Source organism: Paenibacillus sp. FW126-R14 (assembly GCF_058789495.1).
The window spans coordinates 35,290-51,730 of record NZ_JBYTBS010000053.1 but is presented as its reverse complement, the minus strand read 5'-3'; the positions used below and the strand labels follow the sequence as shown (position 1 = coordinate 51,730).

Genomic DNA, 16,441 nt, shown 5'->3' with positions numbered 1-16,441 from the left:
ATATAAAGCATAAATGTAAGGATAGTAGCAGATAAGAAATAAGTGATTTAATCAAAGAGCATTTTCATTCAATCTGAAAGAGATGATTTAATGAAGAATTTGGAGGGGAAGTTTTATAAAACCGCTAATGGCTGCAATTCATATGAAATTATTGATGCTGAAGCGACATTTATCAATAAAATTGCTAATGCTGTGGCTGAAAAGTTTGATTTTACTCATTCAAATACTGTCAATGGGATTGATCAAGTATTTATGGATTTTGTAAAGAATGGGATTAAGATAACTATTGGATGGGATAATTGGAGTGGTTGTTTTGTCATGGCGCATGATAAGTTAGGTGACAAGTATATTGAGGTTATAGGTAACTATTTAGATGCAAACCTCAACAATCTCTAAATAGACCATGAAGGGGAAAAAGGGGAGATCAACATGGAAACGTGTGTTAATGCAAGCGACATAGTACGAAAGTATCCTAAGAGTTTTATAGGTGCAAGATGGGTAGCAACAATACTGGACTTAATAGTTTGGGCGCTCTTAATATTTTCATTGCCACGATTTTTTGAGAATAAGCTAGTTCAAAACTGGACTATTTTAATCATTTTTCTTTGCTATTACATACTTTTAGAGGGATTAACAGGATATACTTTTGGTAAGTTTATTATGAGAATCAAAGTTGTCAAAAAGGATTTTGACAATCCTGGAATTGTAAAGGGAATCATTAGAACACTGCTTAGGGTAATAGAAGTTAACCCTATTCTACTGGGAGGAGTTCCTGCTGGAATTTCAGCCTTAATAACAAAGGACCAGAAAAGAATTGGAGATATTTTGGCAAATACTTTTGTTTTGTATGTTAGAGACGTTAAGAAATACAAGAATGCTTCTAATAAGGCTGGCGTTAACATTGAGAGTGAGGTCACAACTTGAAGAAATCACATAGGATGGAATGCCCTTGGTGTGAAGCAAATCTGTTATTCGTATTATCTAATAATCCGAGCTGGCATATTGAACGTTGAATGGACGAAACAACTAATATTTTTAACTTCATACAACGTAGTTCATTTAATTTGTCTGACAGCTACTCTAGTATTGATTAGTAGAAAGAAAAAGTATGCTCCAAAGGTCATTGTTGTCTTAGAAATACTAAATTTAATTCCATTTGGCGTTAATTTTTTTATGTCATATGAGAGTGTCGTTCATAGTTCTCTTATGACAGGTGTATCAGTCAGAGTAATCTGGACTGGACTATGGGTATGCTACTTCCTAATGTCAAAGCGGGTAAAGCAAACGTTTATCCATTAAGTTTCAAAAAGTAATACACCAATATAACTATCCCGATATTTCGATAAAGGATAGGTTACTAAGAAATAGGGAATAATCGTGTAGTACTACAACGAATTTATCGCGATGTTGAACCCAATAACCGCTTTGGTTTATTGGGTTTTACTATGTACACCAACGACGATCGCTGGAGGAAATATCCGAAATGAAATATGAACTAGGCAGATGTTTGCTAAGAGAGCGTTTGCAAAATTCGGGTTTAACGTTGGAGGAACTAGCCCATGTCCTTCACTATAAGCCGGAGAGGCTGAACGATTTTATAGAAAATAAAAGAATGATGCCGCTGAAATCGGCGATATCTATTGCTGACACCATGGGGTGTGAAGTAAAGGAATTATATGAATTAATTCCAAATGCGGAAGAACTACCTATCGGATAGGTAGTCCTTCCGTACGGTTAAATTACCACACAAACGCGCTAGTGATGATGACCAACAAAATGAAAAGTACCAAAATTGCTGCCGAAGAAGTGTACCCAGTTCCATAACTCATACTAATCAACCTCCAACAGAGAATTGGTTTGTGTTTCGAGATAGCATATGACTAGTTTTCAATATTGCTTGGGCGAGATGTGGGATTGTGCTAGTGTCCCGATTGAATAAAAAAATTGGAACCAACCTCTGTAGTTTTACGTTATACATCTAGTCAAATCATATTAATTACCGTAAGGTTACGCTTGGAGGCTGCGAAGAAGTTGTTACTCTCATTCATGATTATTGCAGGGCTTGCTGTTGTGATTGTTCTATTTATGTACGCATATCCGGTATTCGGGCGAAGACCTTCCAAAGTAAGGCAGCAGGCCTTATCCCGATCCCCGCAGTTTGTTCAAGGGAAGTTTCAAAATCCAGTGCCGACAATGATGGACATGGGCTTAAAAACGACGCTGAGCATCCTGCGGGACTTCGCCAAGAGCAGCCCGAACCGTCGTCCAAGAAAGCCGATAACGATGGATGCCCCTAATTTGCAAAAGGATTCCCAAACGCAAGTTACGTGGTTCGGTCATTCGGCGTCGTTGGTCATGATCGATGGTAAAGCGCTCTTGCTTGATCCGATGTTTGGCAGGGCAGCGTCGCCATTTCCTTGGTTCGGGAAGGGGAGATACAGCGGCGGTTTGCCTTTTGAGATTGCGCAGCTGCCTGTCATCGACGCCGTCGTGTTGTCTCATGATCACTACGATCATTTGGATTATGGCTCAATAATGAAGATAAAACATAAAGTCAATAAGTTTCTGGTCCCGCTTGGAGTCGGAGGCCACTTGGAGCGATGGGGAGTCCCTCCCGAGAAGATCGCTGAGTACGATTGGTGGGATGAGTTTACGTATGACGGCCTAACATTTGCGTGTACGCCTGCTACGCATTTTTCGGGGAGAAGCTTGACCGATCGCGCTGCTACGCTATGGTGCTCGTGGGTGATCAAAGGCATGGCGTCAAGTGTTTTTTTCAGTGGGGACAGCGGGTATTCGCCTCATTTCAAAGCGATTGGGCAGAAATACGGCCCCTTCGACGTGACGTTGATGGAGTGCGGACAATACGACATGCGTTGGGCGGATATTCATATGCAGCCTGAAGAAACTGTACAAGCCCATATGGATGTCAAAGGCAAGCTGCTTATTCCAATTCATTGGGCAGCATTCACCTTAGCGGTACATGACTGGTTCGATCCGGTGGAGCGTGCCGCAAAAGCGGCAAGCCTGCATCATGTCCGCATTGCAACGCCGAAAATCGGTCAAACGGTGACTGTTCATGCGGAGCAAATTCCGACTGCAGCTTGGTGGAAATAGCGGGGGGATAGCAGAAACTGGATACTGGCTTATCTGCATGTTATGATGGGTAGGGATCTAGATAAGGAATCAGGAGAGAAGAATAATTTATGGTTGAGCAAAAAAGTGGAAGAAAATTTCATTTTCTGGGCGTGCTGCTCGGAGTAGCCGTTGATAATTTGGGGACGCTCGTATCGACGTCAGTATTCGGCAGCTTATATTTTGGAAATAGACCGGTGAATGAGCAGGATGTAAATGCACTGTTTTCGAACACAGGACTGATCTTGTTGTTAATGGCTATAGGCCTGTTCTGGTCTTTCCTTGGCGGATATGTTGCGGCTAGAGTAGCAAAGCGAGCTGAATATTTTAATGCGGCTTGCATTGGTGTCATTGGCGCGGCGATCGGGTTTGATGCGATGTTAAGAAACACCGGTGGTCCATTATGGTATGAGCTTGTCGGCTTCATTGCCATTGTCCCGGTTACGCTGCTAGGCGGTTATCTGGCTCTAAAGAGGAACAAGACGCGATAATAATGAAAAAAGGTTATACAGGGAGGCTGTCCCAGTCATAGTTATGACTTGTGGGATAGCCTTTTGTGCAGTCTGAGAATTTCCAGTTATCTATCTGGAACAGCCTCTTTTTCAGCATGATAGTAGTATAATTGAAAGGAAGACAACCATGCCTAAATATGCCAATGCTAGTGCGGAAGCGACCGATTTTTTACGTCAAAAAACGGGAAGCGGCTTGCTAGAGTGCTATACTTATATCGATCCGGAACGCTCGGAAGATAGCTTTTTTGTAGTCAAGACAAGCAACAAAGTGATTCATGTCTCATTCTCTGAGATATCATATGAGGCTAGCAGCTATCAAAGTTTGCTAGAAGGGCTATACAAGGCAATCTATGAATAAGTGCGTGGCAAGCCTTTGACGGGGGGATCGATATGGAGCGTAGAATCGTTATTGCCGGAACCGGCAGCGGCGTCGGCAAAACAACGTTAACGATCGCAATTATGGCGGCCTTGCAAAGGCGGGGACTATCGGTGCAGGGCTTCAAGTGCGGCCCCGATTACATTGATCCGACCTACCATACGGCCGTGACCGGGAGACCTTCCCGCAACTTGGGTTCATGGATGGTTGGCCGGGAAGGCGTCAAAGAGCTGTTTGTTCGCGGCAGCAGCTCCTCCGACATTTCGATTATCGAAGGTGTTATGGGCATGTTCGATGGCAAAGATCCGCTGTCCGATGAGGGGAGTACGGCGGATATTGGCCGCATTCTAGGCGCGCCGGTCATCCTCATCGTGAATGTCGCGAGCATGGCAAGAAGCGCGGCAGCGATTGTCAAGGGCTTTCAGCAATTCGGGCAAGAGGACAACATCGTTGGGGTCATTGCCAATCGACCCGGCAGCGAAGGGCACTACAAGATGGTGAAGCAGGCGATCGAGCAGGAGTGCGGAATTCCTGTCCTCGGATATATGCCGCGCGATGAGGGAATCGAAGTTCCGGAGAGGCACTTAGGGCTTGTGCCTTCGATTGAGCGAGGCGGGCTGCAGCCTTTTTTTGACAGGCTGGCCGATCAAGCGGCCGCTCATGTGGATTTAGATCAGCTGCTTAATGTGGCGGTGGCGCCGCCTGTTGTAAGTCGTCAAGCGCTGTTTGCCGGCGCTGCCGAATCAACGTCAAAGCGCGTCAAGATTGCTGTCGCCAAAGATGCCGCTTTTCACTTCTATTATCCTGAAAACCTGGAGCTGCTGGAAGCTGGAGGCGCAAAATGCGTATTCTTCTCGCCGCTTGCCGGTGAGGAGGTCCCCGCCGATGCGGACGGGTTATATATTGGAGGCGGATTTCCGGAGGAGTTTGCGGAACGGCTAAGCAGAGACGAGAAGGTCAAGGCATCTTTTCGCAGCCGCATCGCGGATGGCCTGCCGACTTTGGCAGAATGCGGCGGCTTCATGTATTTAACGGAGCAAATTGTAGATACAACAGGAAACAGCTACAGCATGGCAGGCATTGTTCCCGGTAAGGTAACCATGCAGAAGAAGTTAGCTGCGCTGGGATACCGCGAAGTAACAAGCAACGGCAACTATTTGCTCGCAGCAGGAGATCAAGCGCGTGGTCATGAGTTCCATTATTCCACGTTCCAAGCCAGAGAGGGAGCGGAGATACCGGCTGCTTTTCAATCCCAGGGCCGAAGGGGCATGAATGCGGAGGGTTATGCCAAAGGCAATCTTGTAGCGGGCTATACGCATCTGCATTTTGCCTCCAATCCGGGGATTGTGAGCAATTGGATTCGCGCTTGCGAGCGGTATAAGCGGACATAAAGCAAAATGGTTGGTCAGGATACCTCCTGTCCAACCATTTTGCTTCATGTTTTATTTTATGAGTGTTAGCGCTTGATCTGCAATGGATTCTTTATAACGGTCTAGGCAGTTGCAGAGGTAATCTTTGCGGCAGATCGGGCAAGGTTCTTTCATCAATCTATTCAGATCGGTAACTCTGCCGATGCCGGTTTCGGAGTCTCTTTCAAAGAATAGACGGCATTTGTTACGGTCTTTCAACGACACAACGACTTCGAACAGACCATTTTTTTTATTATCACTAACAATTGTTGCATCTACTACTTGCGGATCATAAGCCATTTGAAATTCCTCCTAAAAGCATGCCCTTATCTTTATTAGCTTGGGCGCGTTAGTATATTATATAAATAAAAAAGATTTTATTCAATAGGAGGCCTGTGACGTGATTATCGATTATTGTGAGCAGCAAATAACGGATGGGCAGATGCAGCTCCACATAGGTCTGCAATTTGAGGATGAGCCTGATTCCTTGTACGTTGCCGAGTTGGCAGTGGATGAGCGCGGGGAGGTTTCCCAGTGGACGTTGTTTTTCAACGGGTTTGATTGCAAGTACAACTTTCGTTCCCATGAGAAAGAAGCCTTGATTCAATATGCGGCCGAGCAGGGCATTATCATCAAATAGCCTCATGAAAAAAGGAATCGTCCCCATGCCAATGGTTCGAATTCCTTGATTTATGTTTATTTTGTTGTTTGGCTTGCAGTTCCTTCAAACTTGGGGTCTTCTTCGTGACGGGATTCACTCCGTTCCAATTTAAACGATGCGTTGCGGGATCAGACTTGCCTTCCCGTAATTGGCGCTGCCGCAGTTTTTGCGCTTGCGATTTGGACATGTGGCGTTCCTCATTTCATTTGGAATATGGCTTACACGCTCTATTGTAAATTGGCAGAAGGTCGGCCGCAATGGAAAGTTTTCTTATCAATATAACGATGCATGGGCAGAAATGGGTGAGCGAGTTGCGTATCAGCATTCAATTAGGAGTTGGCGGGGAAACTGTTAAGCGCGATGTGCTGGAAATTGCCGAACATAAGCTTGGCGATATGACAGACGAGGAAATAGAAAGCGCGATTGAAATTAAAATCCGTACTTGGGTGGACCGGATGATCCAAGTGGAATGGGAAGTCATCGACGAATAGCGGCAATAAAAAAAGAGCTCCGAGAAGGCTGTACGCCTTCGGAGCTTTTTCATTTGTATGGTCTATGTATGTTTAGTGAACAATATTGCCTACTCCGGTCTTTTGCAAGGCGTGCTCCCAGCTTGGGTAATAATACAGGGCGTTTTTCATCAGATCAGGATGCAGTTTCTTCACATTTTTTTTAGTAAGCGATTCCCCTGTGTTGTGAAGCTGCACAATTTGGCCCAGCACTTCCTCTGCACTCATGTTTAGCTCCATGGATGGTGTCTCTCCTTTCCACAAGGATATAATCTCAAGGCTTGCCATTCGCTTGGTAAAATATACATAGATTTTCTCCGGGCAGGACAAAATACATTCATCTATAGACGAAAGGAAAGTCGGTGTCTATCTTGAACTGGTCCTCGCTGTCCTTGTTTTCCTCTAAGCCGCTGCCGCTCTGCAAAGGGAAGATTAGCGTAGGGGCGATCACGAAAGTACTGCTCCGTGATTTACCCCCTGGCCGCATTGTCGTTCTCCAGCATCGTGACCTTGATGAAGTAGCCGCTCAAGAGCTTATCGAGCAGAAAGTAAAAGCTGTTATCAATTGTGAGGAAACGATGAGCGGCGCGTACCCGACCCATGGTCCCCTCATGCTTCTTCAGCAGCATATTCCGATTTGGGAAGCGGATGCAGCCGCCTTCGGATGCTTTACGACCAACGCGGAAATAGCTATTTATGAGGACCGTATTTTATTGGGGGAACGGGAGATTCCTTGCAACTCTTTTACACGTGAGAAGTGGCTCGGCATGCAGCAGCTTGCCAATGAGCGGACGACGAAGCTGATGGAGCAATTTATCGAAAACACGTTGACTTACGCTATGCGTGACATGCACGCGATCATGGAGCCGCTGCCGCCGGTCTACCTTCAAACGGATTTGGCGGATAAACATGTATTGATTGTTTCCAGAGGAAAAGGGTATAAAAAGGACCTGCTTGCCGCCAAGGCTTATATCGCCGAAGTCAAACCGATTCTTATCGGTGTGGATGGGGGAGCTGATGCGCTGCTCGAATGCGGCTACCGGCCACATCTAATTATTGGCGATATGGATAGCGTAACGGATAGAGCGCTTGCCTGCGGCGCGGAGCTGGTCGTACATGCGTATGCCAATGGAGAAGCTCCGGGACTATTACGCACGAATGCGTTGGGACTGCAAGCCCACGTGCTTCCGTGTTTTGGAACAAGCGAGGATGCGGCGCTTTTATTGGCGTATGAAAAACGGTGCGAAGTGCTGGTTACAGTTGGCGCGCGCACGCATATGATTGATTTTCTGGAAAAAGGAAGAGCAGGCATGGGGAGTACGCTGCTTGTGCGAATGAAAATTGGGGCGCGACTCGTAGACATTAAGAGCATTGGCCTCTTGTATAAGCGGGAGGGATGGACGAAAGAGGCAAGTACAACGCTTTTTCTCTCGCTTTTTTTTATCGCATTGGGCTTATTTCAGCTGCACTGGATTGTGAAGCGGGTGGCTCATGTGGTGTGGAAGCTTGGAGGTGAAGGATGAAGCCGTACTTATCCATTATTATTCCAGCTTGGAATGAAGGGGGACATATTGAGCATACGCTTCGCTATTTGCAAGAACAGGCGGACCTGCTGTGGAGTCCGGCTATGAGGTTTGAAATTATCGTGGTGGACGACGGCAGCAGGGACAACACGTATGATGTCGCTTGGCCTTGGGCGGACAAGCTGATCAAGCACAGCCGCCGCTGCGGGAAAGGGGCGGCTATGCAGTCGGGCATCGCCGAGGCCAGAGGCGATCTGCTGCTCTTTCTCGACGCCGATCTGCAGGCTACGGCCGGCGAGGCGCTCGTGCTCATCGAGCCGCTGCTGCGGAGCGAAGCGGACATGGCGATCGCGAAGCTGCCGCCATCCCGAACCAAAGCAGGCTTCGGCTTGGTGAAGGGCTTAGCCCGCCGCGGCATCCGCCGGCTCAGCGGCTACGAGACCGAAGCTCCCTTGTCCGGCCAGCGCGCGGTGCGCGCGGACCGGCTGCGGGAGCTCGGGAAGCTTCAGCGCGGCTTCGGCGTGGAAGTCGCGCTGACCATCGATGCGGCGCGGCGCGGCCTGCGCATCGTTGAGCTGGATGTGCCGATCACGCACCGGGAGACGGGGCGGGATTGGCGCGGGTTCGTGCACCGCGGCAAGCAGTTTGCCGCGGTCGGCATGACGCTGCTATCTCGCTGGAGGGAGAGGAAGCCTGTATGGTATTCGTCGGATCGCTCCTCGATCTGATCCTGCTTGCAGTTGCAGGGCGGTGGCTGCTGCCGCACGTTCAGAGGTTCCTGGAGGGCCACGGTCAAGTAGAGGCCAACTATGCAGGGCATAAGGTTCCCCGCGGAGTGGGAAGCGTGCTGTGGCTGCTTCTATGGCTGCAGGAGCTTATTTTGCAAGCGGCGCTGCGGATAAATGATTGGGTCGGAGTAAGCTCGCTGCCGCTCATCAACTTGCCGGAGACGAATCATCGGATATTTACGCTTGCTGCTACCATCATTTTCATGCTTGGCTGGACGGACGATTTAATCGGGAGCAAAGAGGTAAAAGGGTTGAGAGGACATTACCGGTATTGGAAGGAATCGCGAACTTTCTCCATGGGGGCTGTCAAAGTGGTAGGCATCGCGACGGCCGCAGGCTGGCTGGTGCTGTCTGTCCAAAGCGGGCAAACCCCCAGCTGGTGGATGGGGGGACAACTGATTTTGCTTATGCTGATGACGAATGCCTTGAATTTGCTGGATGTGCGCCCGGGGCGTTCGTTCAAGTTTTTTTTCACCGGTGTGCTATCGGTTGCGCTGCTTGGCTTGCTCTTTACGGGGGCAGGTTCGTTGTTTTCAATATGGCCGGTGTGCATTGGCAGTTTTTTGGTATACCGGACGGACGTCCGGGGAAGGGGCATGCTCGGCGATGCCGGAGCGAACCTGCTTGGGTTTACGCTTGGCTATGCTGCGATCATGACCCTGCCGTGGGAGATGCAAGGCCTTACGATCGCTGTGCTCGTTTTTTTGCATCAACAGGCTGAAGTAAGTTCCATTACTGCCATGATTGAGCGGAACCGATTTTTAAATTGGCTGGACCGCCTAGGCCGGACTTGAGCGATTGAGGGTCCGGCTTATTTGCGCCGTTTTGCTTTGAAACGGGGGGCTACATAGTTTCGTTTGCGGTCACGGAAAAAGGTCCATCCCCCAATAAAGGCAACACCTAATAGAAAAAGTATAAAGCCTAGAAAAAATTTCCCCCACAGGATGTGGCCGCCCGTATCGAATTGTGCGAAAAAAGCGTCTTTCATGGAAAGAAATCCGTAGGTTGCCGTCAAACCGGGAATAACGAGTAGAAGAATGGCGATAAATCGGTAAAATGTTGCTTTCATAGCTGCTCCTTACATTAAAGTTTCATCTTTTTCTATCATCATACTCTGAATCGGTTGGACTGTCTAATTCACAAATAAGACTATGATTTCCCTTTCAAAAAAGGGTAATATAGTAGAGACATGCGTATACATATGAAGGTACTGAGAGTTCATAAGGAGGAAACATATAATGAGTGAACATAGATATGATGTCGTTGTCTTAGGCGGAGGGATCGGCGGTTATACCGCTGCCGTTCGTGCTGCCCAGCTTGGAAAAACGGTTGCTGTCGTGGAAAGAGACAAGCTGGGGGGCACCTGTTTGCACCAAGGCTGTATTCCGAGCAAAGCTTTGCTTCGAAGCGCAGAAGTGTACGCCACGATGAAAAAGAGCGAGGAATACGGGATCACGTCAGGCTCGCTTGAACTCAACTTTGAGAATGTGCTGGCACGCAAGCAGCGCATTGTCGATCAACTTCACCAAGGGCTGCAGTTCCTTATGAAAAAAAATAAAATTACCGTACATAAGGGGAATGGCCGCATTATCGGTCCATCCATTTTCTCCCCGCGCAGCGGTGCGGTTTCCGTTGAGAAAGAAGACGGGGACATCGAAACGCTGCTTTCGAACAACTTAATCATCGCAACAGGCTCCAGACCGCGCAGCTTGCCGGGACTTGCGATTGACGGCACGCACATTATGACGAGCGAAGATGCGCTGCGCATGCAAGAGCTTCCGAAGTCGATCATCATCGTCGGAGGCGGTGTCATCGGCGTGGAATGGGCTTCCATGCTGCGTGATTTCGGTGTCGAGGTGACCATCGTTGAGTATGAGAAGCGGCTCGTGAGCCTGGAAGACGCCGATGTCTCCAAAGAACTGGAACGCTTGTTCAAAAAGCGGGGCATTCACTTGGTGACCGGCGCGAAAGTGCTCGCTGATTCCGTGAAAGTGGCGGAAGGAACGGTTGCTTTGCAAGCGGACAAGCAGGGTGAAATCGTGGAGCTGCAAGCGGAAAAAGTGCTTGTCTCTGTTGGCCGGGAAGCGAATATTGAAGGCATCGGACTCGAAAACACCGATATTAAAGTGGATAAAGGCGTCATTCGTGTGAATCGTTTCATGCAAACTTCCGAATCCCACATTTACGCCGTTGGCGATGTAATTGGCGGCTTGATGCTGGCGCATATGGCCGGGCACGAAGGCATACTGGCTTCTGAACATATCGCAGGCGGGACGCCTCATGAGCTGCACGCGCACCTCGTTTCTAAATGCACGTATACGAGACCTGAAATTGCGAGCGTAGGCTATACGGAGCAGCAAGCGATTGAGCTTGGTCACCAAGTGAAAGTCGGCAAGTTCAGCTTTAAAGCGATCGGGAAAGCGCTCGTTTACGGCGATACCGACGGCTTTGTCAAAGTGATTGCGGACAGTGAGACGAATGATATTCTCGGAGTTCATATGATCGGACCGCACGTGACGAATTCCATTTCCGAGGCCGCTCTGGCTCAGCTTCTGAACGCAACGCCTTGGGAAGTTGGCCAAACGATTCATCCTCACCCTACGTTGTCTGAAGCTTTAGGCGAAGCGATGCTTGCTGTAGACGGAATTGCGATTAGCGGATAAAAATTGTAATCATACGCGTTTGCGTTTATAATAAGCTTATAGAGTCAAGTCTTAGGACCAGGTAATAATTTTAAGAAACTCAAACTATCTTTAAGGAGGCAACCTCCATGTCCATTGGTCAGCTTTATAAGCATCGAACATTAGGGTTATCCGACGAAGTCGTTATTCGAATGTATAGAGTCATGTGTCTTGCGGCTAAATACGATGAGCGGGCTTTTATGCTTCAGCGTGCCGGCAAAATCCCGTTCCACGTTTCAGGAATGGGTCAATATGCAGGTCAAGTAGGAATGGCTTTCGCTATGGAAGCGCAAAAAGATTATTTCCTGCCTTATTATCGCGATTATGCGTTTGTTCTTGCGGTTGGTATGACAGTGAAGGATTTAATGCTTGCTATCTTCTGCAAAGCCGAGGACGTTAACAGCGGCGGCAGACAGATGGCCGGGCATTTCGGCGACCGCAAAAATCATGTCGTGACAGGGTCTTCCCCGGTAACGACACAAGTTCCGCATGCCGCAGGCATCGCTCTTGCCGCAAAAATGAAAAAACAAGATTTCGTTACGTATGTTTCCTTCGGTGAAGGCTCCAGCAACCAAGGGGATTTCCACGAAGGCTGTAATTTTGCCGGCGTACATAAGCTGCCTGTCATTTTCGTTTGCGAAAATAATCAATATGCAATCTCTGTGCCGCTGCACAAACAAGTGGCCGGCAAAATTTCCGATCGTGCGCTGGGGTACGGCTTCCCAGGCGTGCAAGTCGACGGCAGCGATGTCTTGGAAATGTACCGCGTTACGAAGGAAGCAAGAGACCGGGCCGCTCGCGGAGAAGGACCTACGTTGATCGAAATGATGTCCTACCGCCTGATGCCGCACTCCACTTCGGATGATGACATGCTGTACCGGACCAAAGAAGAAGTTGAGGAAAACCGTCAAAAGGACGGCATTGTGAAATTTAAAGAGTATTTAATGGCATGCGGCCTTTGGAGCGAGGAGCAGGATCAGGAACTGCAGGAACAGCTCAAGCAAGAGATCAACGAAGCGACGAAGTATGCGGATCAGGCTCCGTATCCGAAGCCGGAAGATACGCTTCGCCACGTTTACGCAGAAGGAGATGACAACTAAAATATGGCAGTCATTACTTATTTGGAAGCAATCCGCTCTGCGATGCAGGAGGAAATGCAAGACGACGACAATGTCTTCGTTCTTGGAGAAGATGTCGGCAAAGGCGGTGTCTTGAACACCACCAAAGGGCTGCGCGATCTTTTTGGCGAAGACCGCGTGCTGGATACGCCGCTTGCGGAATCCGCAATCGTCGGTGTAGCGATCGGCGCGGCCATGTACGGCATGAAGCCGATCGCCGAAATTCAGTTCGCCGATTTCATCTTCCCGGCGACGAATCAAATCTTAAGCGAAGCGGCGAAAATCCGCTATCGCTCCAATAATGACTGGTCTTGCCCGATCGTCATTCGTGCGCCTTACGGTGCGACCGGCGCAGGCGCCTTGTACCATTCCCAGTGTCCGGAATCGGTGTTCTTCGGCACGCCGGGCTTAAAGATCGTTGCTCCTTCGAATCCGTATGACGCAAAGGGATTGCTCAAAGCAGCGATCCGCGATGCCGATCCCGTGCTTTTCTTCGAGCACAAGAAGGCTTATCTGGCGCTGTCCGCCAATGTGCCGGAAGAGGATTACATCGTGCCGATCGGCAAAGCCGACGTGAAGCGCCAGGGCACAGATATTACCGTCATCGCCTATGGGATGGTCGTGAACTTTGCGCTGCAAGCAGCGGAGGAACTTGCGAAGGAAGGGATCTCTTGCCACGTGCTCGACCTGCGTTCCCTCCAGCCTTTGGACAAAGAAGCGATCCTGGAAGCAGTAAGAAAAACGGGCAAAGTGCTCATCGCGCATGAAGATAACAAAACAGGCGGGGTTGGCGCCGAAGTGGCTGCCATCATTGCAGAAGAGTTGCTTTTTGAGCTTGACGCGCCGATTGCCAGACTTTGCGGGCCGGACGTTCCGGCGGTGGGAAGCAATCCTCCTATGGAGAAGTTCTTCCTGCTCAATAGTGATAAACTGAAGGAAGCTATGCGCCAGCTTGCTATGTTTTAGTCTTTTTCATAAATTCCTTTGGTCTGATTTCAAGCCATTGATCATTTCCTGAACTTAGGAGGTACACCCATGAACCAAACGAACGGTCGACTTACGGAGGTTACAGTTCCCCATCTGGCGGAGAGCCTCGTTTCGGCTACAATCGGCAAATGGCTTAAGAAGCCTGGCGATTATATCGAGCAATATGACGTAATTTGTGAGCTTTTCACAGAGAAAGTGAATACGGAAATGCCTTCTCCGATTGAAGGCCGACTGGTGAAAATCATTGTCGGAGAAGGAGAAACGGCGGCTGTCGGTGAAGCGATTTGCTTGATCGAGGAGTCTGCTGGGGCGGCGGCTGGATCGTCTGTTTCAGCAGCGGAAACGGCCGGCAGCGCGGGTGCGTTTGCACCGGAAGGCGCCGACCAAAGCATGCGCGGCCGTTACTCGCCGGCTGTTCAGCGGCTGGCGCAGGACAACAATGTGGACCTGTCACGAGTTGCAGGTACAGGGCTCGGCGGTAGAATCACCCGCAAAGATATTGAACAGTACCTTGCAGGAGGCGGATCCAGCGCAGCTCCGGCAGCTGTACATACGAATCAGCATGCAGCCCGGGAGGCAACCATAAGCAGCGTGGCGGCTCCGCAAGCGGAAGCGCAGCCGATCAACCTGCCGGTTCGCAGCTCCGGCATTCATTTGTCTGCAAATCCGCAAACGCCGCTGATCGAAGCGGAAGGACACTCGCTCGATTCGCGCAATGAGCATTTCATCGACGTAACGCCAATCCGGAATGCCATTGCTACCCGCATGCGCCAGAGCGTAACGGAAATCCCGCATGCCTGGACGATGATTGAAGTTGACGTTACGAATCTCGTGGTACTGCGGAATAAAGTGAAGGATGAGTTTATGCGCCGCGAGGGCATTAACTTAACGTATTTGGCTTTCATGATGAAGGCGGTCGTCAATGCGATTAAGGATTATCCGATCATCAACTCGGTGTGGGCGGTAGATAAAATTATCGTGAAACGCGATATCAACATCTCCCTGTCCGTAGGAACGGAAGATTCGGTTATGACGCCGGTGATCAAAAAGGCGGATCAGAAGAATATCGCCGGACTGGCCCGGGAAATTGACGAATTGACGAAGAAGACGCGCGCCGGCAAATTGTCGCTGAACGATATGGTGGGCGGAACGTTCACCGTTAACAATACAGGCTCCTTCGGTTCGATTCTGTCTTATCCGATCATCAACTACCCGCAAGCAGCTATTGTGACCTTCGAATCGATTGTGAAGAAGCCTGTCGTTATTCAAGATATGATCGCTGTCCGCTCCATGGTTAACCTGTGTTTGTCGCTGGATCACCGGATTCTGGACGGGGTTATCTGCGGAAGATTCCTGCAGAGAGTCAAAGAAAATCTAGAAAGCTATAATGCGGATACGAAAATTTATTAAACTAGGAATCAAAAAATAATCCGGCAGTAAACAATAGGCTTGAGAGAAGCATTGTGATCAGCATTACGTAGATCACGACTTTGAACCAACGTCTATTCTGTAACACGAAAAGTCACTCCTTTATCGTAAAAAAGCTTGTACGACTTTATTGTAACCCATACAGAGCATCGGAGGAAAGTCCATGATTCAGCAAACCCGTTTGGTGGAAGAATTCATTTCGCTTGTCCAAGTAGACAGCGAAACTCGTTTCGAGCAAGAAATTTGTGCCGTTCTAAAAGAGAAATTTACCCGTTTAGGCTTAACGGTGATTGAAGATGATTCGAAGGCCAAGAGCGGTCACGGATCAGGGAATTTGATTTGTACGCTGGAAGCGACGGACAGCAATGCCGCGATTCCGACGATTTTCTTTACATCCCATATGGATACGGTTGCTCCCGGTAAAGGGATCAAGCCGCAAATCGGAGATGACGGCTACATCCGCAGCGACGGAACAACGATTCTGGGCAGCGACGACAAAGCGGGAATCGCAGCGATGATCGAGGGCATCCAAGTGCTCAAAGAACAAAATATTCCTCATGGCCGCATTCAGTTCGTTATTACAGCAGGCGAGGAAAGCGGTCTGAAAGGCGCTCGTGCTATGGAACGCAGCGTCATGGAAGCTGAGTTCGGCTTCGCGCTGGATTCCAATGGCGCCATCGGCGATATTGCTACGGCTGCCCCTGGACGTGCGGAAATTGAAATCATTTTCCATGGCAAATCGGCTCACGCCGGCGTAAATCCGGAAGATGGCATCAGTGCCATCCAAGTTGCAAGCAAAGCTGTTTCACGCATGTCGCTCGGTCGAATCGACAGTGAAACTACAGCGAATATCGGCAGTTTCTCCGGTGTAGGCCCGCTTAATGTCGTGTGCGATAAAGTGAGAATGGAAGCGGAAGCTCGCAGTATCGTTCAGCACAAGCTGGAGGCGCAAATCGCTGCGATGAAAGAAGCGTGCGAGTCAGCGGCGGCAGATGCCGGAACGACTTGCGAGTTTAACGCAGACATCGTATATGCATCCTATATGCATGACGATTCCGCACCAATCGTGCAGCTTACGTCCAGAGCTATGTCCACGTTAGGACTGACAGCCCGCACATTCCACTCCGGCGGCGGCAGCGATGCGAATATTTTCAACGGCATGGGAATTCCGACGGTGAACTTGGCTGTTGGCTATCATGAGATTCATACGACGAAAGAACATATTGCGATCAGCGATTTGGTCAAAACGGCTGAATTGGTCGTTGCGCTTGTGAAAGAAGCTGCAAACGTATAAAATGTGTTGCAACCGATTAG

General features: G+C 49.0%; 24 protein-coding genes. 18 read left to right on the top strand and 6 right to left on the bottom strand.

Annotated features, from left to right (window positions below; translation table 11 throughout):
- The first annotated feature begins 90 nt into the window (after positions 1–90).
- The 4 genes from AC3WRW_RS26145 to AC3WRW_RS26130 all read left to right on the top strand — a co-directional run bounded on the left by AC3WRW_RS26145 (position 91) and on the right by AC3WRW_RS26130 (position 1,717).
- Complete coding sequence (locus AC3WRW_RS26145; protein WP_492549159.1) at positions 91–396, top strand: hypothetical protein; 306 nt, start codon at positions 91–93, stop codon at positions 394–396.
- 33 nt (positions 397–429) lie between these two features.
- On the top strand, positions 430–924 hold the full coding sequence (locus AC3WRW_RS26140; protein ID WP_492549158.1) for an RDD family protein: 495 nt from the start codon (positions 430–432) through the stop codon (positions 922–924).
- 30 nt (positions 925–954) lie between these two features.
- Entirely contained in the window at positions 955–1,299 is a 345-nt protein-coding gene (locus tag AC3WRW_RS26135; protein ID WP_492549157.1) for a DUF2569 family protein, read from the top strand.
- A 184-nt stretch (positions 1,300–1,483) separates the two neighbouring features.
- Positions 1,484–1,717: a helix-turn-helix domain-containing protein gene (locus AC3WRW_RS26130; protein ID WP_492549156.1), complete on the top strand. Its 234-nt coding sequence runs from the start codon at positions 1,484–1,486 to the stop codon at positions 1,715–1,717.
- Between the two features lie 22 nt (positions 1,718–1,739).
- Here AC3WRW_RS26130 and AC3WRW_RS26125 read toward each other — a convergent pair whose 3' ends face one another.
- Positions 1,740–1,829, bottom strand: coding sequence for a YjcZ family sporulation protein (locus AC3WRW_RS26125; protein WP_492549155.1), 90 nt, complete (start codon positions 1,827–1,829; stop codon positions 1,740–1,742).
- Positions 1,830–2,046: 217 nt separating this feature from the next.
- Between AC3WRW_RS26125 and AC3WRW_RS26120 the strand changes: the two genes are divergently transcribed.
- The 4 genes from AC3WRW_RS26120 to AC3WRW_RS26105 all read left to right on the top strand — a co-directional run bounded on the left by AC3WRW_RS26120 (position 2,047) and on the right by AC3WRW_RS26105 (position 5,414).
- On the top strand, positions 2,047–3,117 hold the full coding sequence (locus tag AC3WRW_RS26120; RefSeq protein WP_492549154.1) for an MBL fold metallo-hydrolase: 1,071 nt from the start codon (positions 2,047–2,049) through the stop codon (positions 3,115–3,117).
- A gap of 89 nt (positions 3,118–3,206) precedes the next feature.
- On the top strand, positions 3,207–3,626 hold the full coding sequence (locus tag AC3WRW_RS26115; protein WP_492549153.1) for a hypothetical protein: 420 nt from the start codon (positions 3,207–3,209) through the stop codon (positions 3,624–3,626).
- A gap of 148 nt (positions 3,627–3,774) precedes the next feature.
- Complete coding sequence (locus tag AC3WRW_RS26110; RefSeq protein WP_492549152.1) at positions 3,775–4,005, top strand: hypothetical protein; 231 nt, start codon at positions 3,775–3,777, stop codon at positions 4,003–4,005.
- A 26-nt stretch (positions 4,006–4,031) separates the two neighbouring features.
- On the top strand, positions 4,032–5,414 hold the full coding sequence (locus AC3WRW_RS26105; RefSeq protein WP_492549163.1) for a cobyrinic acid a,c-diamide synthase CobB: 1,383 nt from the start codon (positions 4,032–4,034) through the stop codon (positions 5,412–5,414).
- A 51-nt stretch (positions 5,415–5,465) separates the two neighbouring features.
- Here AC3WRW_RS26105 and AC3WRW_RS26100 read toward each other — a convergent pair whose 3' ends face one another.
- Positions 5,466–5,732: a hypothetical protein gene (locus AC3WRW_RS26100; RefSeq protein ID WP_127449685.1), complete on the bottom strand. Its 267-nt coding sequence runs from the start codon at positions 5,730–5,732 to the stop codon at positions 5,466–5,468.
- Positions 5,733–5,832: 100 nt separating this feature from the next.
- On the opposite strand from AC3WRW_RS26100, the gene AC3WRW_RS26095 reads away from it, so the two are divergent.
- On the top strand, positions 5,833–6,072 hold the full coding sequence (locus AC3WRW_RS26095) for a hypothetical protein (RefSeq protein WP_492549151.1): 240 nt from the start codon (positions 5,833–5,835) through the stop codon (positions 6,070–6,072).
- Here AC3WRW_RS26095 and brfA read toward each other — a convergent pair.
- The gene (gene brfA, locus AC3WRW_RS26090; protein ID WP_492549150.1) at positions 6,065–6,280 is read right to left on the bottom strand and encodes a ribosome rescue factor BrfA; all 216 of its coding nucleotides are present in this window, start codon (positions 6,278–6,280) and stop codon (positions 6,065–6,067) included. The genes AC3WRW_RS26095 and brfA overlap by 8 nt on opposite strands.
- Before the next feature lie 70 nt (positions 6,281–6,350).
- Here brfA and AC3WRW_RS26085 point away from each other — a divergent pair, with 70 nt between their 5' ends.
- Positions 6,351–6,584 (top strand): hypothetical protein, encoded by a 234-nt coding sequence (locus AC3WRW_RS26085; RefSeq protein ID WP_492549149.1) that lies wholly within the window; start codon positions 6,351–6,353, stop codon positions 6,582–6,584.
- Positions 6,585–6,656: 72 nt separating this feature from the next.
- On the opposite strand, the gene AC3WRW_RS26080 is transcribed toward AC3WRW_RS26085, so the two are convergent.
- Entirely contained in the window at positions 6,657–6,842 is a 186-nt protein-coding gene (locus AC3WRW_RS26080) for a hypothetical protein (protein ID WP_492549148.1), read from the bottom strand.
- 122 nt (positions 6,843–6,964) lie between these two features.
- On the opposite strand from AC3WRW_RS26080, the gene steA reads away from it, so the two are divergent.
- The 3 genes from steA to AC3WRW_RS26065 are packed head-to-tail and all read left to right on the top strand — an operon-like array spanning position 6,965 to position 9,707.
- The gene (gene steA, locus AC3WRW_RS26075) at positions 6,965–8,125 is read left to right on the top strand and encodes a putative cytokinetic ring protein SteA (RefSeq protein WP_492549147.1); all 1,161 of its coding nucleotides are present in this window, start codon (positions 6,965–6,967) and stop codon (positions 8,123–8,125) included.
- Positions 8,122–8,853, top strand: a complete 732-nt coding sequence (locus AC3WRW_RS26070; RefSeq protein ID WP_492549146.1) for a glycosyltransferase family 2 protein — start codon at positions 8,122–8,124, stop codon at positions 8,851–8,853. The genes steA and AC3WRW_RS26070 overlap by 4 nt, the downstream gene beginning before the upstream one ends.
- Complete coding sequence (locus AC3WRW_RS26065; protein ID WP_492549145.1) at positions 8,823–9,707, top strand: MraY family glycosyltransferase; 885 nt, start codon at positions 8,823–8,825, stop codon at positions 9,705–9,707. The genes AC3WRW_RS26070 and AC3WRW_RS26065 overlap by 31 nt, the downstream gene beginning before the upstream one ends.
- A 17-nt stretch (positions 9,708–9,724) precedes the next feature.
- Here AC3WRW_RS26065 and AC3WRW_RS26060 read toward each other — a convergent pair whose 3' ends face one another.
- On the bottom strand, positions 9,725–9,982 hold the full coding sequence (locus tag AC3WRW_RS26060; RefSeq protein ID WP_492549144.1) for a DUF2627 domain-containing protein: 258 nt from the start codon (positions 9,980–9,982) through the stop codon (positions 9,725–9,727).
- Between the two features lie 169 nt (positions 9,983–10,151).
- Between AC3WRW_RS26060 and lpdA the strand changes: the two genes are divergently transcribed.
- From lpdA to AC3WRW_RS26040, 4 genes are all read left to right on the top strand, one after another.
- A complete protein-coding gene (gene lpdA, locus AC3WRW_RS26055; RefSeq protein WP_492549143.1) occupies positions 10,152–11,576 on the top strand; it encodes a dihydrolipoyl dehydrogenase in 1,425 nt (474 codons plus the stop codon).
- Between the two features lie 107 nt (positions 11,577–11,683).
- Positions 11,684–12,694 carry a thiamine pyrophosphate-dependent dehydrogenase E1 component subunit alpha gene (locus AC3WRW_RS26050; protein ID WP_171682156.1) on the top strand — a complete coding sequence of 337 codons (1,011 nt, stop codon included), beginning with the start codon at positions 11,684–11,686 and terminating at the stop codon, positions 12,692–12,694.
- A gap of 3 nt (positions 12,695–12,697) precedes the next feature.
- Positions 12,698–13,678, top strand: coding sequence for an alpha-ketoacid dehydrogenase subunit beta (locus tag AC3WRW_RS26045; protein WP_492549142.1), 981 nt, complete (start codon positions 12,698–12,700; stop codon positions 13,676–13,678).
- A gap of 69 nt (positions 13,679–13,747) precedes the next feature.
- Complete coding sequence (locus AC3WRW_RS26040) at positions 13,748–15,109, top strand: dihydrolipoamide acetyltransferase family protein (protein ID WP_492549141.1); 1,362 nt, start codon at positions 13,748–13,750, stop codon at positions 15,107–15,109.
- A gap of 1 nt (position 15,110) precedes the next feature.
- Here AC3WRW_RS26040 and prli42 read toward each other — a convergent pair whose 3' ends face one another.
- On the bottom strand, positions 15,111–15,215 hold the full coding sequence (gene prli42, locus AC3WRW_RS26035) for a stressosome-associated protein Prli42 (RefSeq protein ID WP_167053655.1): 105 nt from the start codon (positions 15,213–15,215) through the stop codon (positions 15,111–15,113).
- A gap of 75 nt (positions 15,216–15,290) precedes the next feature.
- Between prli42 and AC3WRW_RS26030 the strand changes: the two genes are divergently transcribed.
- Positions 15,291–16,421, top strand: a complete 1,131-nt coding sequence (locus AC3WRW_RS26030; RefSeq protein WP_492549140.1) for a M20/M25/M40 family metallo-hydrolase — start codon at positions 15,291–15,293, stop codon at positions 16,419–16,421.
- Positions 16,422–16,441: the final 20 nt, after the last annotated feature.